Origin of the sequence: Pedobacter miscanthi (assembly GCF_003315595.1) — a bacterium.
Taxonomy (GTDB): Bacteria; Bacteroidota; Bacteroidia; order Sphingobacteriales; family Sphingobacteriaceae; genus Pedobacter; species Pedobacter miscanthi.
On sequence record NZ_QNQU01000008.1, the window covers coordinates 206645 to 230314 of the forward strand.

At 37.7% G+C, this 23670-nt stretch carries 19 protein-coding genes; 14 read left to right on the forward strand and 5 right to left on the reverse strand.

Translation table 11 applies throughout. From position 1 onward, the window contains the following. Nucleotides 1-135 precede the first annotated feature (135 nt). Complete coding sequence (locus DRW42_RS11250; protein ID WP_056096518.1) at nt 136-315, forward strand: hypothetical protein; 180 nt, start codon at nt 136-138, stop codon at nt 313-315. Between the two features lie 306 nt (nt 316-621). Here DRW42_RS11250 and DRW42_RS11255 read toward each other — a convergent pair whose 3' ends face one another. Both DRW42_RS11255 and DRW42_RS11260 read right to left on the reverse strand, forming a co-directional pair. Then, nucleotides 622-1665: an HmuY family protein gene (locus DRW42_RS11255; protein ID WP_113948928.1), complete on the reverse strand. Its 1044-nt coding sequence runs from the start codon at nt 1663-1665 to the stop codon at nt 622-624. A 28-nt stretch (nt 1666-1693) separates the two neighbouring features. Continuing rightward, on the reverse strand, nt 1694-3763 hold the full coding sequence (locus tag DRW42_RS11260; RefSeq protein ID WP_113948929.1) for a TonB-dependent receptor plug domain-containing protein: 2070 nt from the start codon (nt 3761-3763) through the stop codon (nt 1694-1696). A 102-nt stretch (nt 3764-3865) separates the two neighbouring features. Between DRW42_RS11260 and DRW42_RS11265 the strand changes: the two genes are divergently transcribed. After that, nucleotides 3866-4783 (forward strand): helix-turn-helix domain-containing protein, encoded by a 918-nt coding sequence (locus DRW42_RS11265; protein ID WP_113948930.1) that lies wholly within the window; start codon nt 3866-3868, stop codon nt 4781-4783. A gap of 22 nt (nt 4784-4805) precedes the next feature. On the opposite strand, the gene DRW42_RS11270 is transcribed toward DRW42_RS11265, so the two are convergent. Continuing rightward, a complete protein-coding gene (locus DRW42_RS11270) occupies nt 4806-5822 on the reverse strand; it encodes a LacI family DNA-binding transcriptional regulator (protein ID WP_113948931.1) in 1017 nt (338 codons plus the stop codon). Nucleotides 5823-6503: 681 nt separating this feature from the next. Here DRW42_RS11270 and DRW42_RS11275 point away from each other — a divergent pair. The 12 genes from DRW42_RS11275 (at nt 6504) to DRW42_RS11330 (ending at nt 20737) form a co-directional block, all read left to right on the forward strand. Then, entirely contained in the window at nt 6504-7091 is a 588-nt protein-coding gene (locus tag DRW42_RS11275; protein ID WP_113948932.1) for an RNA polymerase sigma factor, read from the forward strand. Nucleotides 7092-7306: 215 nt separating this feature from the next. Beyond that, nucleotides 7307-8461: a FecR family protein gene (locus DRW42_RS11280; RefSeq protein ID WP_113948933.1), complete on the forward strand. Its 1155-nt coding sequence runs from the start codon at nt 7307-7309 to the stop codon at nt 8459-8461. Between the two features lie 266 nt (nt 8462-8727). Beyond that, nucleotides 8728-12027, forward strand: a complete 3300-nt coding sequence (locus DRW42_RS11285) for a SusC/RagA family TonB-linked outer membrane protein (protein WP_158544329.1) — start codon at nt 8728-8730, stop codon at nt 12025-12027. Between the two features lie 27 nt (nt 12028-12054). Next, nucleotides 12055-13611 carry a SusD/RagB family nutrient-binding outer membrane lipoprotein gene (locus tag DRW42_RS11290; RefSeq protein ID WP_113948935.1) on the forward strand — a complete coding sequence of 519 codons (1557 nt, stop codon included), beginning with the start codon at nt 12055-12057 and terminating at the stop codon, nt 13609-13611. A 131-nt stretch (nt 13612-13742) separates the two neighbouring features. Then, nucleotides 13743-14837: an MBL fold metallo-hydrolase gene (locus DRW42_RS11295; protein ID WP_113948936.1), complete on the forward strand. Its 1095-nt coding sequence runs from the start codon at nt 13743-13745 to the stop codon at nt 14835-14837. 54 nt (nt 14838-14891) lie between these two features. Then, a complete protein-coding gene (locus DRW42_RS11300; RefSeq protein WP_113948937.1) occupies nt 14892-15254 on the forward strand; it encodes a hypothetical protein in 363 nt (120 codons plus the stop codon). A gap of 42 nt (nt 15255-15296) precedes the next feature. Then, nucleotides 15297-16091 (forward strand): PDDEXK family nuclease, encoded by a 795-nt coding sequence (locus tag DRW42_RS11305; RefSeq protein WP_113948938.1) that lies wholly within the window; start codon nt 15297-15299, stop codon nt 16089-16091. After that, a complete protein-coding gene (miaA, locus tag DRW42_RS11310; protein WP_113948939.1) occupies nt 16078-17010 on the forward strand; it encodes a tRNA (adenosine(37)-N6)-dimethylallyltransferase MiaA in 933 nt (310 codons plus the stop codon). The genes DRW42_RS11305 and miaA overlap by 14 nt, the downstream gene beginning before the upstream one ends. A 116-nt stretch (nt 17011-17126) precedes the next feature. Then, nucleotides 17127-17648: an outer membrane beta-barrel protein gene (locus DRW42_RS11315; RefSeq protein WP_113948940.1), complete on the forward strand. Its 522-nt coding sequence runs from the start codon at nt 17127-17129 to the stop codon at nt 17646-17648. Nucleotides 17649-17797: 149 nt separating this feature from the next. Then, complete coding sequence (locus DRW42_RS11320) at nt 17798-18349, forward strand: hypothetical protein (RefSeq protein ID WP_113948941.1); 552 nt, start codon at nt 17798-17800, stop codon at nt 18347-18349. 434 nt (nt 18350-18783) lie between these two features. After that, nucleotides 18784-19314 carry a DUF3347 domain-containing protein gene (locus DRW42_RS11325; RefSeq protein ID WP_113948942.1) on the forward strand — a complete coding sequence of 177 codons (531 nt, stop codon included), beginning with the start codon at nt 18784-18786 and terminating at the stop codon, nt 19312-19314. A 133-nt stretch (nt 19315-19447) separates the two neighbouring features. Next, nucleotides 19448-20737, forward strand: a complete 1290-nt coding sequence (locus tag DRW42_RS11330) for a citrate synthase (RefSeq protein ID WP_113948943.1) — start codon at nt 19448-19450, stop codon at nt 20735-20737. Between the two features lie 232 nt (nt 20738-20969). Here DRW42_RS11330 and DRW42_RS11335 read toward each other — a convergent pair whose 3' ends face one another. Beyond that, on the reverse strand, nt 20970-22094 hold the full coding sequence (locus DRW42_RS11335) for a DUF3667 domain-containing protein (RefSeq protein WP_113948944.1): 1125 nt from the start codon (nt 22092-22094) through the stop codon (nt 20970-20972). Nucleotides 22095-22111: 17 nt separating this feature from the next. Further along, nucleotides 22112-23491: a nucleoside permease gene (locus tag DRW42_RS11340; RefSeq protein ID WP_113948945.1), complete on the reverse strand. Its 1380-nt coding sequence runs from the start codon at nt 23489-23491 to the stop codon at nt 22112-22114. Nucleotides 23492-23670: the final 179 nt, after the last annotated feature.

The window sequence follows — 23670 nt, forward strand, 5'->3', positions numbered from 1 at the left end:
GTCAGGGCATTTTTTTGATTGTGAAAATGTGCAAAACTTATTGCAAATAAATATTTGCTTTCTGTTGTTAATTCAAGGTAAATATGTATTATTGAAAAAAATAAATTTTTTAAACCTTAAAAACATCAATTAGCGATGGAAAAATTCTCAAAAGTTAAAGCTGCTGTTGCTGCTATTGAAGCAGACGTAGAAAAATTTTATAATGCTGGCAATGCAGCTGCTGGTACTCGTGTGCGTAAAGCAATGCAAGATCTTAAAGTTTTAGCACAAGAAATCCGTGCAGAAGTAACTGAAAAGAAAAACTCTGGAAAATAATATTTCGCGAGTAGAAACAAAAAGGGTTCTGGTATGCCAGGGCCCTTTTTGCGTTTATAATAAATGTTCGTCATCTCGACCGGAGCATAGCGGAGTAGAGAGATCTATCCCGGGCTAGACTTACGAAGTCTACCAGGCTTCTGGCCCCGTCAGACTTCGTAAGTAAGCAGCGCACAAAAGTCCCTAAAAAGATAAAGCTCCCCATCGCGGAGAGCTCTTATCCAACTAACAAAACATATTTTTTTAATCCATACTTCCGAAGTCTAATAAGCACATTGCATCAGACTTCGGATGTCTCTCAGGATATTATCCTTTTTTAACCAATTTATATTCGATTACCGGTTTACCACGTTCACCACCATCACCTGCGATGTAACTGTTGAATTTTAGTTTATAATAGTTGCCGGCAGAATCTTTTACGATGTAGAAAACATCTGTTTTAACACTTCCACCTGCGCCGGTTTGACTGGGCGAAGTTCTCCAGGTAGAACCGATAACATCTCTTAGGGCTGAAAAGGTTAATCCTGTAATATCTGATTCAGAAAATGCAACGTAAGTTTTTATAGTAGTAGAAACTTTTGCAGCAGTAACGTTACCTAAGTTATTGATTGCTACATAATCCTGAAACCAATACGGAGAGCCTAAACCAAAGTTGTAAGTACTGTAACTCCATGAGATATCCCAGCCGGCCTTAACTGGTTCAGCTTGTATAATCTTGTTATTTTCTAAGGATACAAAAACAAGGTTATAGTCAGAATTTTTAGGTACATCTAAAGTCTTAATAGTCGTCTCACCTAATCGTGCATATTGTATTTTATAGCCAGCACCGTTACGGGTAACTTTTAATTTAAACCATTTGTCTTTATCTTTATTTCCTTCATAACTTAACAGGTACACTTTGTTTTCAGCATCTGTAGCACTCACCTCAGCAAAAGCTGTTTTGGTAATGTCTCCATCCCAATAATCAACAAGTGATACGGTAAGTGGATCTGTTATATCATGATTTAAGTTAATCGCTGTTCCTGGATCTGCTATTGTTACTGCTGTAATATCCGTTTTAGATGTAGCTGTGGCAGTAGTTTGATACGAAGGATTAAGTACAACCCTAAATTTTCCGTCAGAAGTTAAGCCTATATTAAAACTCTTTCTGTCAGCTGTAACTTGTTTGTCAGCGCTAAAGTCCACATATACAATATTGGCATAGTTAGATTCAGATGTTTTACCATTAAGCGTTAAAGTGCTGCCATCTGATGGTGGAACAACCACAATAGGTTCATCTGTATCTTTTTTACAAGCTGTAAAGCTTACCGCTATAAGGGCGATAGCGATCATTGAGTTTAATTTGTTCATGTTTATTGTAATTAATGTTGTTTTAATATTATAGTTTATCCCAGTTATAAGTTAAGCCCAGTACATAAGAGCGTCCGTAGCTGTAGGGTACTGCTGCACCGCCGGTACTATGTGCACCGCCCGAAGCTGTTGAGCTATTGGTTAATTGTGTAACATTAAACAGGTTTTTAACACCTGCATTAATGGTTAAAGAGCGGAACAGGTTTTTGTTCAGCATTAAATCTGCCGTATGGAAATCGCCAACCTTTACCAGTGTGGCCGCAGTATTGTTGCTGCTTAACTGGTAGCTTGGTAAACTGCCTGTATATTTATAAAACAGGCTTATGCTTCCATTCAGTTTGGTAAATGTGTAGGTAATGTTCGAGTTTACCTCTGTAGCCCATGCAAATTCGGGTGTTTGCAGGTTATCGTTTTCGTTCAAATCGTTATACCTTCCGATGTACGATACTCCAAGTGTAGCCTGGAGGTTTTTAAAGATTAAGGTATTTTCCAGTGTGCCACCCGTTGTTTTGTATTTGGAAATGTTGATCAGCGTGGTGATGCTCGGATTTGTTGGATCAAAACCAAATTCAATCCTGTTTTTAAACTCATTGTAAAATGCCGATAGGGTAGAACGGAACTGGAAATCCCTAACCTGCACGCCTGCCCATGCCAAAGAGCCGTTAAAACTGTTCGATTCTTCTGCTTTTAAATTGGGGTTGCCCAGAATGTTATGACTCGCATCAACAAAATCGTAGTACAACTCCCTAAGTGCAGGAGAGCGGAAACCCCTTGCATAAGCCAAACGCAGATCGAGGTTTTTGGTCAGTGTAAATTTGGTGTTTAACGAGGGGATTACCGGAGGAGCATCGTAAATAGAGTTTTTGATAAACCTTAATCCTGGTCTGATATTGATGCCATCGGTTAGTTTAAGTTCTGATGAAATAAACGCGGCATAATCGTTAATTACTGGCGAACCGCTTATTCTTTGTCCGCTGGCTGCATCGCGGTTATACTCAAAACCCGGTTGCAATGATATCGAATTATTGAGGACATAAACGGCTGTTGCCCTAAAAATGGCTGAATTAAACTTGGCAATATCCTGTTCGCCTGCACCGGTTGATAATTCTTCCGTATTATTGGTAAAATCGTGAACCACAGTTTTAGTTGCGCGGTCGAGTTTAGTAAAGCCTGCAATGGCCGATAATTGAAGGTTATTACTGATTTTATATTCTGATTGAAGCTGTTGGGTATATCTGTGAGTGGTATAGGTTTGTAAAAGACCTTTATAAGTATTCGGATTTAAGCCATAACGCACATCAATATCTTCTTTTAATCCGTCTAAACGATACCAGATATTGAAATTATCATTCCGGTAAGCAATTTTGGTATTTCCCAAATATTGTTCTTTTGGTTTCCAGCGGTTGGGTAGGGCATTAACTTCGGCAATGGTAGCTGTTTTCGAAGCCAGGTTCCAGCCCCCGAAATCATTGTGTGTAAAACCTGCCAGTACGATCCAGTTATTGTTTTTCCAATTGGCGCTGATATGCTGTATGTGGTTGCCTTTGCCCGAAAATGCTTCATATTCGTTCCCGGCTGTTTCTTCCTGCACCCTTGCCGATAAATTTAACAGGGATTTACCGGTACCACGTTTCGTAATGATATTGATTACACCAGCCAAAGCATCGGTACCATATACCACCGACATTGGTCCTTCTACAATTTCGATATGATCGATGGTATTGATATCGATCTGGTTTAAACTTTCTCTCGCATCCGAGCGGTCTACCATTGGCACGCCATCAAGCAAAATCTTGATGTTTCTGCCCGTCATTCCCATTAAAGAAACATCGGTAGTGCCTAATGTCAAATCGTTGCTGAAACGAAAGCCCAGTTCGGTACTCAAAATCTGCTGTACATTGGTAGCAGCCCTTAGTTTTATCCTTTCGGCACTAATCGTTCTGATGTTGTAAACAGAATTTCTTAAAGTTTGCGGTCCGTATTGACCCGTTACCACCACCTCTTTCAAATCATTTGCCTTGGTGGTATCAACTTTATTTTCCTGAGCTACAGTAACAAATCCGCAAAGCGATAAGACAATTAATAAATATATTCTCATTTATTTAGACTAATTATAAATAATTGTGCAAATTTGTGCATAATCATCAAAAACAGATAACGTTGAACGGATAATTAATACCGCTAAACGGATTAAATCAATATGGAATTTAAATGCTCCGCAGGTGGAAAGCTGATTTCCCAAAATACTTATCCCGATAATTTCGATAGCAATGATGCTGTTGCTGAAAACGTTGTACGGTGGAAAAGTGAAACCGCTTCATTACAGCTGAATGAAAAATGGTTTAAAGGCATTCATATTGTTTTAATAGATGTTAATGCCCTTTCTACTGAGGTATTTTTACTGGAATGTTCGCAAGCGCCTATTGGATTTATTTTCTGCTTAAACGGCGCAATCGATTACGCCGATAAACATGGGGATTATTCACCACTGCTTACAAACGAGCAAGATCTCAATCTGGGTAGTGTTGATACCTTTAAGTTCAGGGTAACCGAAGCGGCAAAATTGCTTTACATACAACTTACCGAAACCTATTTTAGTAAGATCGCCGGAAATGCCACGGCCAATATTCTTTATGGAGTACAATCAATCAAGCCCGAAACCAATTCAATATTGCAGCATATCATTAATAATAGGCACGAAGAAAGGGCAAAACGCCTCTTTTTGGAAGCCAGGATATTTGAGCTGATTATTGTATACCTCCATCAGGGGGAAGAGAAGCAGGCGGTTACTTTTAAGCAGGAAGATATTAATAAAATTATGCTGGCCAAGCAGCTGGTAGAGCAGGATTTGCAAAAGCCAAATTCCTTAATCGAACTTTCGCGAAAAGCAGGAATTAACGACTATAAACTGAAAAAAGGTTTTAAAGAGTTAACTGGACATACCGTATTTGGCTACCTGTATAAAATTAGGATGGAAAAGGCCCATTATTTCCTGTCGAAGGAAAAAAAGACCGTTAATGAGGTAGCTTTTTTAGTTGGTTATAAAAATGCACAGCATTTTATTGCAGCCTTCAAAAAGAAGTACAACATTTTGCCCGGAAGCTTAAATAAAAATTAAAAACTTAGCGCAAACGTTTGTTTTACTCTTTCACCTCATTTACAATCAGGTCTGATTCTACGATAGTGTTGTAATAAGCCTGGTTTTCCGAATTCGGACTATGGATTAGATCCAGTAGTATATTTGCAGCTTTTTGCCCTTGTAAATAAGGATATTGCTCTACAGATGCCACTGGCGAATTATCCAAATAGCTGATAATCGGTAGGTTGGCGTAACTCACTACGTCAAAATCATTAATTACGTTTAGTTTTTTGAAATATTTGATCAGGAAAAGTGCAACATAATCGTTAAAGGCAACAATGGCAGTAGGTTTTCTTTTATGGTTTAAAAACTGGTTTGCTGCCTCAATGGTACCCTGTTCGGTTAAATCGCAGTTTACCACCAATGATGGATCGAATTTTAAACGGTTAAAGGTAATGGCCTGCATGTAACCATCTTTACGTTCCTCACTCGCATAGAGTGTATTTGGTCCGTTAATCATGCCAATGCTCCTGTGTCCTTTTTTAAGCAAGTAATTAACCGCTTTAATTGTAGCACTTTCTAAACTACAGGCCACATAATGCACATTTTTAAAAGGCGGTATACGGTCGAAAAATACAACCGGGATATTAAAAGAGTTCAGTTTCTCAAAATGGTCGAATTTGGAAGTGTCTTTACTGATGGATACCAGTAATCCATCAACACGCTGATTTTTCATTTTTTCAACGAGCTTAACTTCCTGCTCATAATTATCGTGCGATTGTGCAAAAATAACCGTGTAGTTCTTTTTTATTGCCTCGTCCTCAATGGCCGAAATGGCTATGGAGAAAAAATGTTCCGATAGTTCAGGCAGAATAACGCCAATGGTATACGTTTTTCCTTTCTGGAAAAGGATGGCAGCATTATTTGGCTCATAGTTTAGAGACTTTGCCAGTTGTTTGATTTTCTCCCTGGTTACCGCGCCAATACTGGGATGATCGTGCAGCCCCCTTGAAACACTCGAAGGAGAAATGTTTAAAATTCTGGCGATTTCTTTTATGGTTGTTGGTTTCGATTGCATTCTAACTGCTAAACTACATTAAATTTCTTCAACTTGTACTTATACAAAATTAATCAAACGTTTGCGTTGTTTTTTTTCTTCATTTCTTTTCTCCAGCCTATAAATATCGATACATTCGGGACATAAAACGATACCAAATTCTGAAAATTAATAATAGCAAATTTATCGGTAGAAAACAATTCCTGACGGTTAAAAATGAACCTGGACTTAAAGAAATAATGAGGCATTGATAAGAAACACCCCCCATGATTAACAAAAATTCCCCTCAGGTTGAGGGGTTTTTAAAACAAAAAAACGAGAAGTGTTCGTACCACTTCCCGTTAAATGGGTTTTTCCTGCAGGCAGGAAACAATAAGTTATCTAAGCTATATGTTTAACCCATATCAAAGATATAAATTTAGTTGTTTTAAAGTGCGCATTTACTGATCTAATTGTGCTGATAAATAGTTAAAATTAGATTTAGAGATTTTTTTAACCAAATTGATGATTATATAAAAAGAAGAATAAAAGTCGAAATTCCTTAACGCAATCCTGATCCCTGTACAAACCGAAACCCTTCTAACCTTAAAGCGACTTTTTTTAGTTTAACCAACCGATATAGATAACTTAATATAGGGTTAATGTTAATGCACTTTATTTGCACCTTTTTTAAAACTTATTAGTCGTTTCCAAACTGGGTATATGTACGGAGAATTAGAAAGTAATTTTTTTCTTTTGGTAAAGTTGAATAAAGATAAAGCTTTTAAGCTGGTATTTGATGCTTACTGGGATGCGCTTTATAAACAGGCCTATAAAAAAGTTCACTGCAGGGATATTGCACAGGATCTTGTACAGGATGTCTTTGTTGGTCTTTGGGATAAAATGGAACTTTTAGATGCCGAAGGCAGTGTACTTGCTTATTTGTTTGCCATTCTCCGTAATAAAATATTAAAACTTTACGAAAAGGACGAAGTACGTTTACGGTACGCGGTAAGTGTTGTAACTGATGTGGTACCTGCTGATTTGCACTCGCAAAACAGTATCCTCGAAAAAGAACTTAAAGCCGTTATTGATGCCGAAATAGCCCGGATGCCATTGCGCATGCAGGAAATTTACCTGATGAAAAAAGAAGACGATCTTTCTATAAAACAAATAGCCGAAGATTTATCACTATCAGAACAAACTGTAAAAAATCAGCTTCAAATGGCCTATAAACGTTTGCGTACAAGGGTTACAGCCTACGATTCTTCGTTGGTAATGCTTACACTATTTATCGCCAAACATTTATAATTCCCCGTATTCTTAATTATAAGTACGCTCTAGAGATATTTTTAATGTCTAAGGTCGTCACCCTGAATTTATTTCAGGGTCTATTTTGCAGGAAAGATGCTGATCCCGATGTAAAATCGAGCCAGCATGACGATTCCGATTGGAAACTCAAAAAAAATAATTTTCGCATGGTACTTTTTACCAGGTAAACGTATAATCCTATAAAAGCAGGTATTTTGAATACAGAAGAAATCAAATATTTACTCAAAAAGTATAACAACCAAACGGCTACTCCTCAGGAAAAAAAACTGGTAGAGGAGTGGTATGAACATGTAAATGGTGAAGATTTATTGCCATCGGCATTTAGTGAGACTGAAATTAAGAGCCAGTCTTTCAGTAATATTCAATCCAGAATTAAAGTACAGGCAGATGTGAACAAACCAAAACAAATAAAACTTTTTTCTTCATGGTTTTTTAGGGCAGCAGTTGTTTTAATTACATTGTCTGCTGGTTTGTATTTCTATTTAAAAAGAACAGAATCAAATCCGCCGGTAATTAGCTCCAAACTAATTAAAACTCACATAATCCCTGGAGGTGATAATGCCATACTTTCTTTGGCCGATGGATCGAAAGTGATTTTGAATAAAACTGCTGATGGCCAGATTGCTGATCAATCGGGGGTAAAGATCATTAAAACAAAAAGTGGCGAACTGCTCTATCGTTTTATTGGTAATCCGAATGTCAGTGCAACAGCCATGAATACAGTAAGTACACCACGAGGCGGACAATATCATTTAATTCTGGCTGATGAAACGGAGGTATGGCTAAATGCAGCTTCTTCAGTTAAATTTCCTGCTGCATTTGTTGGCAAGGAGCGTAAAGTTGAGGTTACTGGTGAGGTTTATTTTGAAGTAAGTAAAAATAAAACAAAACCATTTATTGTGCATACCGATCAATCAGACATAAAAGTTTTAGGTACACATTTTAATGTAAATACCTATGATGACGAAGAATACCAGCGCACCACCTTACTGGAGGGAAGTATTGAAATGAAAACTGGTAACCAGAAAGTACTGCTCACTCCAGGTCAGCAGGCCAATATCGGCGGGAAAAGGGATGCAATCAAAATAAGGGAAATTAATGATCTGGATGCCATAATCGCATGGAAAAACGGCTATTTCCAGTTCGAACAATCAGATCTCCGGTCGGTAATGCGGCAGGTTTCGCGATGGTATAATACAACCGTTAGCTACAATGGTACCATACCAACAAAACAATATACGGGCAAAATACCGAGGAGTGTAAATGTAGATAAACTAATCGAGATGCTTTCTTATACAGGCATTCACTGCGAGGTAGAACACAATCAGATCACTGTAAACCCTAAATAAAACCAAACACAAACTATAAACGATTAAAATATGAAAGAATATTACTAAAAGCCATTCAAATTAAAATTCCCGAAAAAAGCCATAAGTGTTCGTACCACTTTAAGCTGACTTTTCAGGACACAACCTGTGCCGATAGATCCGCAACAGGAAAACAATATTTATCTAAGCTATAATGTTTAAAACCCAGATTCAGTTTTATGAATTTTTTTACCCTATTAAACGCCGTATTTAAGGTGCGGTGCAAATCAAACCAAATGATATTGGTGATGAAGCTAACAGCAATTTTTTTATTGGCTGGCCTCTGCCAGGTAAGTGCAGGAGTTTATAGCCAGAACATTACACTGAAGCAGAAAAATGCTTCAATGGATGTTATATTCAGGTCGATAGAGAAACAGAGTAAATATGTCTTTTTATATGATGATCTTGAACTTCAAAATGCCCAAAAAGTGAGCATTGATGTAAAAAATGCGCCCATTGAGCAGGTATTGAATCTGTGTTTCAAAGATCAGCCCCTGAGCTATAAAATTTTCGATAAAACCATTGTACTCAAAAAGCATACAGAAACTGTTGCGGAGTTGTTTTTCGAAACCATCCGGGGAAAAGTGGTAGATGAAAATGGCCAGCCCATTATCGGTGCAAGCATAATGGTTAAGGGAACAAAAGTTGGTGCCACTACTGATGCCAATGGTTCATTTTCTGTAAATGCCAATATCGGCACTACTTTGGTAATTTCTTACATGGGTTATAATGCCCGTGAAATTACGATTGATAGTAACAGAGATTACAATGTTGCGCTACAGCCCGTTTCAACCGAACTAACAGATGTGGTGGTAACAGCATTGGGTATTAAGCGCTCCGAAAAATCGCTGGGTTATGCCGTACAGAAAGTTGCCGGTAAAGATTTGCAAACGGTTAAAGGAGTTGATATAGCTACCTCGTTAACAGGCAGGGTTTCTGGCCTGGTAATCAAAAATTCGACTGAATTTAATGCACGTCCAACGGTAGAACTGCGTGGCGAAAGTGCTTTGCTGGTAGTAGACGGGGTACCTTATGGAAACCTTACTTTGAGGGATATTCCTACCGATGATATTGAAAGTATGGATATCCTTAAAGGACCAACAGCCTCTGCTTTGTATGGTTCAAGGGCATCTGGTGGTGTGCTTTTAATCACCACAAAAAAAGGTGCTGCAGGCAAAGGACTTACCATTGATGTAAACAGTAATACTATGGCTTCGTTAGGTTATCTGGCCATACCTGAGGTGCAGAGTTCTTATGGACGAGGACAAAATGGAGTAATCGATAACGATTATGTTTGGGGACCAAAGCTCGATGTTGGCAAAACTGCAAGAGATTGGAATCCCGTTACGAAACAGTTTGAAGATAATATGCTCCTAACATCGAAAGGCAAGGATAACCTGAAGAATTTTATGTCAACAGGATTGATCTTAAACAATAATTTAAGCATTGCCCAATCAGGTGAAAACGGAAGTTTCAGAATCGGTTTAAATGATATCTATAACAAAGGACAGTTTCCGAACCAAAACCTGAATATGGTAAACTTAACCATGTCGGGCGAGATGAAACTGAGTGATAAATTTAAACTGGAAGGTCACATGGGTGTTAGCCGCCGTTGGGCCGATCAGATCTGGGGAGGAGGTTATAACAACCAGGGTTACCTTTATCAGTTAATTATGTGGACCGGTACCGAATACGATATCCGCGATTACAAAGATTATTGGAAGGAACCTTACAAAACCCAGAACTGGATGTATACCAACTGGTACGATAATCCTTATTTAATTGCCAACGAAAAGCTAAATGGTGTAGAAAACAATACCGTAAATGCCAATGTTACTGCAAATTATAAGATCAGCGATGATTTTAGCTTATTGGTTCGTTTAGGTTACGATAACTATAACAATAAAACAACCTTCCGTAATCCAACGGCGAACATATTTTCTACCAGGGGAGGTGCCGTAAACGGTAGCGGCTGGAATGCAAAAGGTATGTATTCGATACAGGATTCAAAAGGTTTTAGTACCAACGATGATGTAATTTTAAGTTATAAAAAGAAATTAAATAAGTTTTCAATCGATGCATTGGCAGGGGGAACCGTATACTATTATATTGATGAATCTTTAAGTGGAACAACAAAAAACGGATTAATTTCACCAACGTTTTATTCACTGGCCGGATCGGTAGAAGCGCCAACTGTTTCACAGGGTTATGGTACCAGGCAGATCAATAGTTTGTACGGAAGGGCTTCAGTAGGCTATAATGATGCATTTTTCGTGGATTTTACCGGGAGAAATGACTGGAATTCGGCCCAGCCTAAAGAATCGCGCTCTTATTTTTATCCTTCAATCGGCTCGAGTATCGTGATTTCAGAATTGGTTAAACTGCCAAAAGTAATCGATATGTTCAAAATCCGCGGATCGTGGGCCGTATTTAAAACCGCGTTGGGAGTGTATGCAAACAACCGCACTTACAGTACCACAACTGCGGCCTGGAACACTCTAAATTCTGCCAGTTATCCGGGTTCATTACTGGGTAACAGCTTATTACCAAGCGCGCAAAGAACCTACGAAATCGGCGCAGCAGGTTATATGTTCAAAAAACGGTTGCATTTCGATGTGGCATATTTTAACAAATATTATTATAATCAACAGGTAAGTACCTCAATTCCCTCATCATCAGGTTTCTCATCTACATTAGTTAACACCCAGGAAACGTATGAAAGAAGGGGAATTGAGATTACCGTTGATGGTTCTGTGATCAAAAACAAGGATTTTGAATGGTACACCACCCTCAATTGGTCTAACCAGCACCGTTATTATGTAAACCTCGATCCGGTTTATTCGGCTGATAATTTATGGGTGAAGAAAGGAGAAAGGTTAGACACCTATACTGATAATTATTGGCTTAAAGATCCGCAGGGAAATGTAATTAACGAAAGCGGACTACCAGTTTGGAGCGATTATGTAAAAAAACTGGGTTACGGAGATCCTGATTTCAGCTTTGGCTTTATCAATAATTTCAGTTATAAAAACTGGTCGTTAGGATTGAATATCGACGGACGTATTGGTGGCTTAATGTACAACTACGTTTATGATAAGATGTTCGATTCGGGTACTGCTCCCGAAACCGATAACATTTACCGTTACAACCAGGTGGTTTTGGGACAGAATAATTACATCAGTCAGGGGGTTAAAGTGGTATCGGGAACGGTTACGTACGATAAATATGGACAGATTACCAGCGATACCCGGAAATACGCAGTAAATGACATACCTATCGGTTATCAGGATTACGCACAATGGTATAGAGGTGGCGACAAAAGGGTTCAGAATGAATCTTTCATTAAACTCCGAGAAGTTTCAGTAGGATACCGCTTATCGTCAAAAACGGCGAGTAGTTTAGGCTTAAAGAGTGCTTCTTTCTCTTTAACCGGTCAGAATTTGTTTATGTGGACCAATTTTAAATATTCTGATCCGGATGTTGATACCGAGAATCTAAACTCACCATCAATGCGCATGGTTGGCTTTAATGTAAAAGTTGGTTTCTAGTTATTTATTGATTTTTAAGAGAATTTTATGAAAAGTAAATTTTTAAAATACAGCTTATTATTACCAGCTTTAGCATTAATAAGCAATGGCTGTAATAAGTTCGACGATATTAATACCAATCCGAATGCAACCACACAGGTAAACTCGGCCATGTTGGCTACCGGTATGATATTAAACATCACCAGGAGCGACATCAGTTCTACAAAATCTTTCATGCAACCTTTCCTGTTAAGCAAGTATCTTACCTGGGGAGAAGGGCAGGAGAACTTTCAGTATAACAAAATCAGCCGTACCGATTTCAGCAGAATAACCCTGTTGCGCAATATCGTACCCATGGAAAATTATGCCACTAACGATGGACTTAAAAAATCATATCAGGCATTGGGCCATTTTATTCGTGCCTGGCAATTCTTTATGACCACGATGCAGGTTGGCGATATTCCTTATAGCGATGCCGTAAAAGGTGAATCGGATGCCATTTTACAACCGAAGTACGATACCCAGAAAAATGTATTTATAGGTATTTTAAACGAACTCGACCAGGCGAATAATTTATTTGCAACAGGTTCGAACTTCGAAGGCGACCCTATTTTTGCCGGAAATACCGATAAATGGAGAAGATTAACCAATAGTTTTGAATTGCATGTACTGATCAATCTTTACAAAAAAACAAGTGATGCCGATTTAAAAGTGATTGATCGTTTTAAGGATATTGTGGCTAACCGGCCGTTAATGAGGGATTATAACGATAATTTTGCGTTGGCTTATAACGCCACAGCAGGTCAGAATTATCCCTGGAGCGATGTTCCGGCAGGTTCGGGCAACTCCTTCGTAAAATCTAACTATACCATGTTAACCAACGTGTTGCTTGAGCCATTAAAAGCAACAAACGACAGAAGGCTTTTTTATTACGCTAAACCTTCTCAGGTTAAAATCGCCGCTGGTATATCACAATCCGATATTGCCGCTTATCCAAGTGTAGAGCCTTCCGATTCTTTTTCGAGCTTACAAACCAGGAGGGTAAATAAAGATTATACTGATATTAACCTCAGGTATGTTAACCTGGTTAATGCCGAGCCTGTTGGCGTTTTTAACTATTGGGATTTACAGTTTATACTTGCCGAAGCCACTATCCGCGGCTGGATAACCGGTACCCCTGCACAAACGTATTACGCAAACGGGATAAGCAATTCGATGAAATTTATAGCACAGTACACACCCGATCTTTCTGATTACAATCATAATATGAAGATGGATGCAGCTTACATTAGTGCTTTTCCGGCTACGGTAGCTTTAGCGGGTACAACTGAAGAGCAAATTGCTCAGGTAATTACGCAGAAGTACCTTGCCAGTTTTCTACAGGGTAATAAATACCAGGGGTGGTTCGAAAACAGAAGAACAGGCTATCCCGTATTCAAGCTTAACTCATCAACAAATTTAAATTCACCCTCAACCAATTTTCCGCTGAGATGGCTTTATCCTTCAAACGAACTGAGTTATAATTCGGCAAATTTATCTGCTGCGGTGGCCAGCCAGTACGGTGGCAGCGATGATGTGAACCTCACCATGTGGCTTTTAAAATAATCGAACTGAAAAATCCTTCCCTTTTCCGGAAGGATTTTTTTTTGTAATATTTAAAGTAAAAAAACTGTTCATACGTCATGTATATTTGAAAGCCGTTTTTAATGGCAAACCTTTACTTTATTATAAATTGAATGACCGCAGTTTACATCGTAATTTTTCTGGTGACCGTTTTTTTGATCATCACCAACCTTCCTGTTTTTGGCCGCTTGCCCAGGGGGCAGCGCCTGGATAGAATTCACCATTTACCCATTTATAGTGATGGAGCATTACAAAATCAGTCTTTTACCCCCATGCAGCCGGAAGGGGTAAGTTTTTTTAAAATTTTAAAGGCTTTCTTTTTTGAGCAACACCCAAACAAATCGCCCGATAAAGCGCTTCCATTTGTTACACCAGATATTGCCGGAAATTCTAAAAGCGTTTCGCCTGAAATTATTTGGTTCGGACATTCATCTTACCTGATCAAGGTAGATGGGGCGAGGATTTTAGTCGATCCCATTTTTAGCAAAACACCATCACCCTTTTCTTTTATTGGCAGCAAAGCTTTCAAAGGAACCGATGTAGTTAAAGCAGAAGATTTTAAAGATATTGATGTACTACTCATCACTCACGATCATTACGATCATCTGGATTACCAGAGCATTTTAAAAATTGCCCCGCAGGCCAAAACTATCGTTACCTCTCTCGGCGTGGGCTCGCATTTGGAAAGATGGGGGATTAAAACGGAGAAAATCAATGAACTTAGCTGGAGCCAGTCTATTAACTTATCTGATCATTTGAAGTTTACTGCGGTACCCGCGAGGCATTTTACGGGAAGAAAATTTAAAAGAAACCAGACACTTTGGTCGGCTTTTGTATTGCAAACGGCTAATTATAAACTGTTTTTAGGTGGCGATTCAGGCTACGATACACATTTTGCCAAAATTGGAGAAGAATTTGGCCCTTTCGACCTTGCTTTATTAGAATGCGGGCAATACAATGCCTACTGGCCTTACATCCACATGTTCCCCGAAGATACCGTACAGGCCGCTATTGATTTAAAAGCAAAAGTACTGATGCCCGTGCATTGGGGTAAATTTAGTCTGGCCATGCATCCCTGGGATGAACCCATTAAACGTGTCGTTTTAGCTGCCTCAGCAAAACAACTTCCGCTGGTTACCCCAAAATTAGGCGAAACTGTAAAATTAGATGGCGATCTGCCGACCGAAAACTGGTGGCTTATAAAATAAAAGCTAAACAATAATGCCTTAATGCTGTTTAATTTCTAAACTCAAATAAGAATTATGAAAACTGATCTTGTAGAAATTTTTCAAACCATTAGGGCAGGCTTACAACCATATGCAACCCGTGGTTATACTGTGCACGAAAACTCAGAAACCGGGTATGATCTTTACAGTGAAAAAAACGTAGAAGTGAATGGTGAAAAAGTGACTGAAAGGTATTTTACAGGAGTTTACATTAATGGGAACGAAGTAGAAGTTAAAGTAAATACTGTCGAATTTACAACCAAAAACCAGGATTTAGTTCAGTTCGGAGAAAATGTTGCCGGATTAAAAATTACCGGCTTGGATGATGCTAAATTAAAGGAAGTAGAAACTTTGGTAGAGATTATTCATACGAACTTTAAAGAAAAAGAATGGATTTAACAATCTGATGGTTAAATTTGTGGCAGATAACCCTTCTTCCGATTGAATATTTTAAATCCTGACCATAACTGGCATCATCAATTAAGCTTAGCCCTCGCTAATCAAAAAATTGAATGCCATTTTTTTTTGGAAGAGGGTTTTCAATTGCTTCAAACCGGTAAAAGTTTGATTATTAATCTGGTTGATGTTCAAAACCACTTTAAACCTGATGATCTGATTAATTTACAGGAAAAATTCCTCCAAAAAGGGATTAAGCTCATTCATTTATGGGAAGATGTATGGAAAACCAGGTCTGACCAGGTTTTAGCGAGGATAAAATCGTTGATGGGTAATAATATTCGTATCCATGGCAGAAAAACAAAAGTTGCAAAAATAACCAAACCCGTTGCCGATGCTTTTTTGGAAGAAAACCACCTGCAGGGGCCTGTAAGCAGCCGGTATAAAATAGGTTTATTCGAAAAAGAAGATTTAGTGGCCGTAGCTACCTTTTCAGCCTTACGGAAAATGAACCATAGCGAAAATTACAGATCGGCAGAATTGATTCGTTTCGCTGTTAATGCTGGTTTTTCTATCACAGGTGGATTAAGCAAGTTAATTGCTTATTTCGCAGAAACCCATAAGCCTAATGATGTGATGACCTATGCAGACCGCGATTGGTCGGCGGGAGAGGCTTATGTTACCCTAGGTTTTGAACAGACCGCAGTTTTAGAACCACAAGTTTATATTTTGGACGTAAATTTAAATCGTAGACTTAAAAAAGATAATCAGGTTGCGGGTCAGGAAGTATTTAATACAGGAAGTTTAAAATTCATTCTCAGATTTAATGGCACAGCATAACCTTATCATCATTATGGGGGCAACTGCATCGGGCAAAACAAAACTTGCAGTGCAGGTTGCTGAAGCTTTAAAAGGAGAAATTATCAGTGCCGATAGCCGCCAGATTTTTAAACGCATGGATATTGGTACAGGAAAAGACCTCCAGGAATATACTGTTAATAATAAAAGTATCCCTTATCACTTAATCGATATTTTAGAACCCGGCGAACGTTACCATGTGGATGCTTTTAAAAATGATTTCTATCAGGCTTTTGAAAAGGTTACAGCTCTTAATAAAATCCCTATCCTCTGTGGCGGAACAGGGATGTACATCCATAGCCTGCTACAGAACCAAACTTTTACGTCTGTTCCGGTGAATCTTGAATTAAGAGCGCAGCTGGATCTTCTATCGAAAGAGGAACTGATTTTAAAGCTACAAAACAACAATGGTCAACTTATTGACCATGTTGTGGATCTTTCTTCTAAGAAAAGATTGATCAGGGCCATTGAAATAACCGGTTATTTAAAAGACCATCAATTGGAAACAATCGAAAGACCAGAAATAAAACCTATTATTTTTGGTTTAAAGAATGAAGTTGAGGTTACCAGGGCTAAAATCCTGAAGCGACTGGACGAAAGATTTGCATCAGGATTGATTGAAGAAGTAGAACAACTACTTAAAGAAGGGATCAGTAAGGAAATGCTCGTTTTCTACGGACTGGAATATAAGTTTATCGTAAATTATCTTGATGGAGAACTCACCTTAGAGGAGTTGAAACTTAAACTTGGCATAGCCATTTGCCAGTATGCCAAAAGGCAAAATACATTTTTCAGGAAGATGGAAAAGGACGGTACCCATATTATCTGGCTTAATGCCTCATTATCTCAGAACCATTTAAAACAGCGGATTTTAGAAAAAGTTTCAGATCAGAAAAATTAACTGTCCTTGGTCATATTAAAGTTGGTTTATAGGTTAAAAAGCTTCGAAAAAGGCCTTTTGGCACAACCTTTGTATTTGTTGTGGCATATTAGTTTTAACTCAAAATCATCCTTAAAATGAAAACAATTACTAAAATCATTGCTACTTCAGCAGCTGTAGTGGCATTATTCTTTACAACTAATGCTAATGCACAATCGCAAAAATTAGGAATAGGACTAACAGCAGGTATCCCAACCAGCGACGCTTACAATTTTGCAGGAGGAGTTGATTTACGCTATCAATTCGATATTGATAAACAATTATCAATCCCGGTTACAGCAGGTTATACCCATTTATTTGCTAAAGATTTTACCGTTGGAAATACAACTTTTGATGGTGTAGATTATGGTTACATTCCGGTTAAAGCAGGTGTTAAATATTTCTTTAACGATTCTGGTTCTGGTGTTTATGGTTTAGCTGAGTTAGGTGCCGGTTTTGGTACTAAATCAGGTAGCGGAACTTCATTCGTTTATTCGCCGGCTGTTGGTTATGCATGGAGCAACGGATTAGACTTAGGTGTTAAATATGAAGGTTTAGCACAAAATGGAACAAGCACCGGATTTTTCGGTCTGCGTTTAGCTTACGGATTTAGCTTGTAAGCTTAATCCACCTGAATACTGAAAGCCTCCTTTTAAGGGGGCTTTTTTATTTCATAACATTCTGAAAAAAATGAAAATTTAAAAATCCGGTTAAGATATTTTAACGTATATACATCAAACCCTTAATTAATAACTTAAAATATCTAACAATGAAAACAATTACTAAACTTTTTGCCACCGGCTTAACGGCAGTTGCAATTTTAACCACATCAAACTTAAAAGCACAAACAATGGATGCCACGCAACCTATGACGAGCGGAAGCGACATGGCTTTTAAAGTAGGTGTTGGGGTAAACGGAGGTTTATTCCCCGACAAATCGGAAATGGATTATGGATACGGTGCAGATGTAAAACTTCAGTATGATTTAAGTCCGTTTGTGGCAGTTACGGCATCTGGTGGTTATACCCGCTTAAAATGGAAAGGAAGTCCGCTTAAATTCGAATTTATCCCAGTAATGGGTGGTGTTAGGGTATTCCCGATCGAAAGAATGTACCTGGCAACCGAACTGGGTTCAGGATTGGCCATTAAAGAAGGCGCTAATATGAATTTTATTTACACCGGTGGTTTAGGTTATGAATGGAAAAACGGTTTAGATCTTGGTATTAAATACGAAGGTTATGTAAACAATAGTTCATCTGATCTATATTTCATGAAAACAGGACAGTTTAACCTCAGACTGGGATATAATTTCAAATTATAATTAGCACATCATAATATTTTAAAAGTCCCGGTTTTCATCGGGACTTTTTTTTGCTTCAGGTAGAAGATGTTTTTCTTTTTTGCCACAGATGCACACAGATAAACACGGATTTTACATCTGCATGTATTCATTTTATCTGTGGTTAAATTATTTATCTAACATCACATTTAGTTAAAACTGTGTTCTGTCATATATTTTTAAGTCCTGATGAAACCGGGACTTTTTTTTGCTTCCTGTAGAAACTGTTTTTTTTGCCACTGATGCACACAGATAAACACGGATGTATCCATTTTATCTGTGGTTAAATTATTTATCTAACATCACATTTAGTTAAAACTGTGTTCTGTCATATATTTTTAAAGTCCTGATGAAAATCGGGACTTTTTTATTGATTTAACATTTAAATTGCTATTTTGAGCCGAAAACCAAATAAGATGAAAAGAATATTCGGAATAGCCATACTTACCGCATTAATGGCCTGCAATCAGGCAAATCAAAAAACTGCAACAAGCAAAGATTCAACAAAAACAGATTCAGTAGCCGTTAAAAATGAGGTTGCCATTAAGGATAAACAGAAATCGGAAATTTTTAACCAATATGTGGTTTTAAAAGATGCCCTTGTAAAATCTGATGCGGCAAATGCCCAAAAATCAGCTGTTCACTTACAAAACAGCCTGGCTGCATATAAGGGTTGCGAACCAACTGCGGCAGTAGCCAGTAAGATTGCAGCGAGCAAAGATCTGGTTTCTCAGCGCAAAGATTTTACGGTTTTAAGTGCTGATTTAATCGCCTTATTAAAAGGAGCAGAGCTTGAAAAAGGGACTATTTATGTTCAGCACTGTCCAATGGCGAACAAAGGCGACGGAGGAGACTGGTTATCAACAGAAAAGGAAATCCGTAATCCTTACTATGGCAACGAAATGCTCGAATGTGGTAGGGTAGCCGAAGAGATCAAGGCGAAATAATATGTTAAAGCTTGTTAAATTAAGCATGATTGTTACGTCATTTTGACCAATTATTCATATTAATTTAACAGATTTGTTATGCATGTATATTAATTTTATATAATTTAGAAAGCTATAAACACAATACAATAATATGTCAGATATTGCAGAGATTAAAGTTGATGGTAAGACAATAGAATTGCCAGTTATAACAGGAACAGAAGACGAGAAGGCCATTGATATTTCGAAATTAAGAGATCTTACAGGCTTTGTAACTTTAGATACTGGTTTTAAAAATACGGGTTCTACAAAAAGTAAAATCACTTTTTTAGATGGTGAAAAAGGCATTTTAAAATACAGGGGTTATTCTATTGAAGAACTTGCCGCAAAATCGAGTTTTTTAGAAGTTATTTATCTGATTATTTACGGCGACCTGCCAACGCCAAAACAACTGGAAGATTTACAGGCTGATATCAGCAAACATACGCTGATCCACGAGGATATGAAAAAATTCTTTGATGGTTATCCTTCAAGGTCTCATCCAATGGGTCAGTTAGGTTCGTTGATTTTCTCTTTATCTACATTTTATCCTGAATGTTTAAAGCCAAATCAAACAGCAGAAGAGCAAGATTTAACTATCATTAAACTATTGGCTAAATTCCCGACCATTGTATCTTTTGTTTATAAAAAATCATTGGGCCATCCGCTTATTTATCCAAAAAATAAATACGATTACGTAACCAATTTCCTTTGGATGACATTTGGGCAGCGTACCGAAGATTATGATGTAAACCCGATTGTTGTAAATGCAATGAACAAACTGTTGATCCTGCATGCAGATCACGAACAAAACTGTTCGGCATCAACGGTACGTATTGTGGGTTCTTCAGACTGTAATTTATATGCTTCTATTGCTGCCGGTATCGCTGCATTATGGGGTCCGCTACATGGTGGAGCTAACCAGGCTGTAATCGATATGCTCGAACTGATTAAAGCCGATGGTGGTGATACAGAGAAGTGGATCGCAAAAGCAAAAGATAAAAACGATCCTTTCCGCATGATGGGTTTTGGTCACCGTGTTTATAAAAACTTCGATCCAAGAGCTAAAATTATTAAAAAAGCATGTGATGATATCTTAGAAAACTTAGGTATTGATGATCCGATTTTAGAAATTGCCAAAAAGTTGGAAGAAGCCGCTTTAACAGATCAGTATTTCATCGATCGTAAGTTATATCCAAATGTTGATTTCTACTCAGGTATTATTTACCGTGCACTGGGTTTCCCGTCAGAAATGTTTACTGTTCTGTTTGCTTTAGGACGTTTACCAGGATGGATTGCACAATGGAAAGAAATGCATGAAAATAAAGAACCAATCGGTCGTCCACGCCAGATTTATGTTGGCGAAACAGACAGAGAATTTGTTGAGCTTAAAGACAGAAAATAATTTAGTTAAGCATAAAAAAACCACCCGAAAATATCGGGTGGTTTTTTTTGTGGGGTATATTTTTATTAATTTTTCTTTTTGGTAGCGATGCTCTCCTCGTGCCGTCATTTCGAGCGGAGTGTAACGCAGTCGAGAAATCTATCACGAGACTATTCAAGATAGATCTCTCCGTTTCGCTGCTTCTCAGTCGAGATGACGATTCATTTAATGAAGTTGAGATTACGACTGTGAATTAAGTCGCTACGTAATAAATCAAATTGATCATTACCATTTCCGATAACTTAAATGCAACTGCATAAAGAATTAAAATCCAGAATATTTTAAAGATAGTGCTCCATGTTTTACGCTGATAAAAAACGGTAAGCGCTTTAAACATATACCAAAACAAATATACCGTAACAGCTACTTCTATAATACTACTCACTACAGAATCCTCCCCAAAAATATGTTTCATGATGGGTTGGGTAATAATTGAGACGATAAAATAAACCATCATCCCGTGGATGGTAAAAATCAGGTGATCCAGATAATAAATGTGGTTTTTCCTGAAATTGAGCATAATAAACCAGGCCAGTAAAGGCATTAATAAGAAATATTGTTTTGGCCGGTTATGTTCAAGGGTTTCCTGGATAACTTCCGATTTTTCGCCGATGGTAATTGCTCTTTTTTTGATCAGTTTTTCATACCAACTATCTTGTTCAGCGGGTGGAAGTTTCTTTTGGCGTAACAGGTAAGCCGAATAGGTGCTATCGTTCCTTTCGATATGGATCTCATTATAATCTTCAATCATATCGGCAATGGAATCAGATTTAAGCCTTGTGTTTTCAGCTCTAAGTCTGTTCAACTCTTTTTCCTGATCGGCAAAGCCCAGTTTTATAAACTCTTTTTTCTTAATTGCATCGTTGATTGATCTGGTAGCCTGGTCAGCAATTTCTTTAGATACGCCATTGAGCTTAAGTGCATTTTTTACACTGTCGGCTACTTTTTGGTGTTTTTCGTTATTTTCTATAGTTATACCGTCTTCTTCATCTTTTTCCACATGTTTTTTAGGGGAATAAACGACTAGAAAATACACGATGGATACAAAGATATACATGCTCACCGGGTTGATATACCTTGCACGTTTACCTGCTAAATAATCAAGCGTAACCTGGCCCGGTTTGGTGAGGAGGGGAGAAAGTGTTTGAAAAAATTTATTGTCAAAATGAAAATAATGGGCAATGCTGTGACTAATAAAAGTCCAGAAACTTTCTTTTAATTCTAAATTGGGCTGACCGCAGTTGCTGCAATAATGTTTCTCAACGTGAGAACCGCAATTTAAACAGTTGTGTTCTTTTCTATACTTACCAGCTGACATAAGAGGTTAATCGGAAATTATAAATGGTTTATGGCTTCTACTTCTGCACGGGTATGTTTGTGTTTAAAGATAACCACAAAAACAAGCGCAATTACTAAAACATAAATGGTAAAAGCCAGCCAGATATTGTGCCAGTCTTTTACATCCAGGGCGCGGCTCAAGTTACCATTCTGCAATACACTGATTCCTTTGTTTTTTAGAAATTTTAGCAAATGTGCATTATCTGCCTCGCTATTTACATATTTTGATAAGGAACCGATATTGGTATAATAGGTGGTAAAATATTTACTGATCATCCAGCCTGATATTAAACTTCCAAATACGGCACCAAAACCATTGGTCATCATCATAAATAAGCCCTGGGCTGACGAACGTATTTTTGGCGTGGTAGAAGTTTCAACAAACAACGATCCCGAAATATTGAAGAAATCGAAAGCCATACCATAAACAATACAGGAAGTAATAATCATCCATAAATTGGTTGATGGATCGCCAAAAGCGAATAAGCCAAAGCGTAATACCCAGGCAAACATGGCAATTGCAATTACCCATTTAATCCCAAACCGTTTTAAAAAGAATGGAATGGCAAGGATAAAAAGTGTTTCGGATATCTGCGAGATCGATAAAATAATAGTAGAGTATTTGATTACAAAAGATTCGGCAAAAACAGGGAATAATTTAAATTCATCTAAAAAAACGTCGCCGTAGGCATTGGTTAACTGCAAAGCAGCGCCCAAAAACATAGAGAAAATAAAAAACAGCGCCATTTTATAATCGGCAAAAAGTTTAAATGATTCTAAACCCAGCTTTTGCGCAAAGGTTTTTTTCTCGCTGATTAAATTTAAAGGTTTGCATTCAGGTAGTGTAAAAGAATATATACCCAACAACAATGCACTTATACCTGCTATATAAAATTGATTTGCACTGGCTTTATTACCGGTTAAATTGGTGAGCCACATGGCAGCGATAAAGCCTACCGTTCCCCATACACGGATGGGGGGGAAGTTTTTTACCACATCGAAATTGCCATTTTTTAAAGTGGTATAGCTGATAGAGTTACTTAACGCAATGGTTGGCATATAAAAACACATGGCTACTAATATTACCCAAAAGAAAGTATGTGGATCTTCTACCTGTGGCAGATAGAACATGGCTGCAGCATAAAGAATATGTAAAATGGCATAGAGTTTTTCTGCATTAATCCATTTATCGGCTATAATACCGGTTATGGTTGGCATAAATAACGACGCGATGCCCATTGTAGAGAATATAACCCCAAAATTTGAGCCATCCCATTGTTTGGTACCAAACCAGTAATTTGCAATCGTAATTAACCAGGCTGCCCATACAAAGAATTGCATAAAACTCATTATAGTTAAGCGAAACTTAACATTCATAATAATAATTTAGTTTGATTGTTGAAAGTAAAAGCTGAATATAGAACTATTTTGAATGATAATCCAAAATGAGCATGAATTATTTTACACAATCTGGCCCATTTTGGTATTTAGCTTTTTATTTGTCGATTTTTTAGGAAAAATCTGATAGAATTTGTTTTGCCGGATATTTTAAAGAG

Excerpts from the sequence above, each read along its gene's own strand:
- DRW42_RS11285 (WP_158544329.1), top strand. The coding sequence starts at position 8,728 with ATGAAGCTAACAGCAATTTTTTTATTGGCTGGCCTCTGCCAGGTAAGT.
- DRW42_RS11295 (WP_113948936.1), top strand. The coding sequence starts at position 13,743 with ATGACCGCAGTTTACATCGTAATTTTTCTGGTGACCGTTTTTTTGATC.
- miaA (WP_113948939.1), top strand. The coding sequence starts at position 16,078 with ATGGCACAGCATAACCTTATCATCATTATGGGGGCAACTGCATCGGGC.
- DRW42_RS11290 (WP_113948935.1), top strand. The coding sequence starts at position 12,055 with ATGAAAAGTAAATTTTTAAAATACAGCTTATTATTACCAGCTTTAGCA.
- DRW42_RS11255 (WP_113948928.1), bottom strand. The coding sequence starts at position 1,665 with ATGAACAAATTAAACTCAATGATCGCTATCGCCCTTATAGCGGTAAGC.
- DRW42_RS11315 (WP_113948940.1), top strand. The coding sequence starts at position 17,127 with ATGAAAACAATTACTAAAATCATTGCTACTTCAGCAGCTGTAGTGGCA.
- DRW42_RS11270 (WP_113948931.1), bottom strand. The coding sequence starts at position 5,822 with ATGCAATCGAAACCAACAACCATAAAAGAAATCGCCAGAATTTTAAAC.
- DRW42_RS11320 (WP_113948941.1), top strand. The coding sequence starts at position 17,798 with ATGAAAACAATTACTAAACTTTTTGCCACCGGCTTAACGGCAGTTGCA.
- DRW42_RS11250 (WP_056096518.1), top strand. The coding sequence starts at position 136 with ATGGAAAAATTCTCAAAAGTTAAAGCTGCTGTTGCTGCTATTGAAGCA.
- DRW42_RS11275 (WP_113948932.1), top strand. The coding sequence starts at position 6,504 with ATGTACGGAGAATTAGAAAGTAATTTTTTTCTTTTGGTAAAGTTGAAT.
- DRW42_RS11340 (WP_113948945.1), bottom strand. The coding sequence starts at position 23,491 with ATGAATGTTAAGTTTCGCTTAACTATAATGAGTTTTATGCAATTCTTT.
- DRW42_RS11260 (WP_113948929.1), bottom strand. The coding sequence starts at position 3,763 with ATGAGAATATATTTATTAATTGTCTTATCGCTTTGCGGATTTGTTACT.
- DRW42_RS11335 (WP_113948944.1), bottom strand. The coding sequence starts at position 22,094 with ATGTCAGCTGGTAAGTATAGAAAAGAACACAACTGTTTAAATTGCGGT.
- DRW42_RS11300 (WP_113948937.1), top strand. The coding sequence starts at position 14,892 with ATGAAAACTGATCTTGTAGAAATTTTTCAAACCATTAGGGCAGGCTTA.
- DRW42_RS11325 (WP_113948942.1), top strand. The coding sequence starts at position 18,784 with ATGAAAAGAATATTCGGAATAGCCATACTTACCGCATTAATGGCCTGC.
- DRW42_RS11265 (WP_113948930.1), top strand. The coding sequence starts at position 3,866 with ATGGAATTTAAATGCTCCGCAGGTGGAAAGCTGATTTCCCAAAATACT.
- DRW42_RS11330 (WP_113948943.1), top strand. The coding sequence starts at position 19,448 with ATGTCAGATATTGCAGAGATTAAAGTTGATGGTAAGACAATAGAATTG.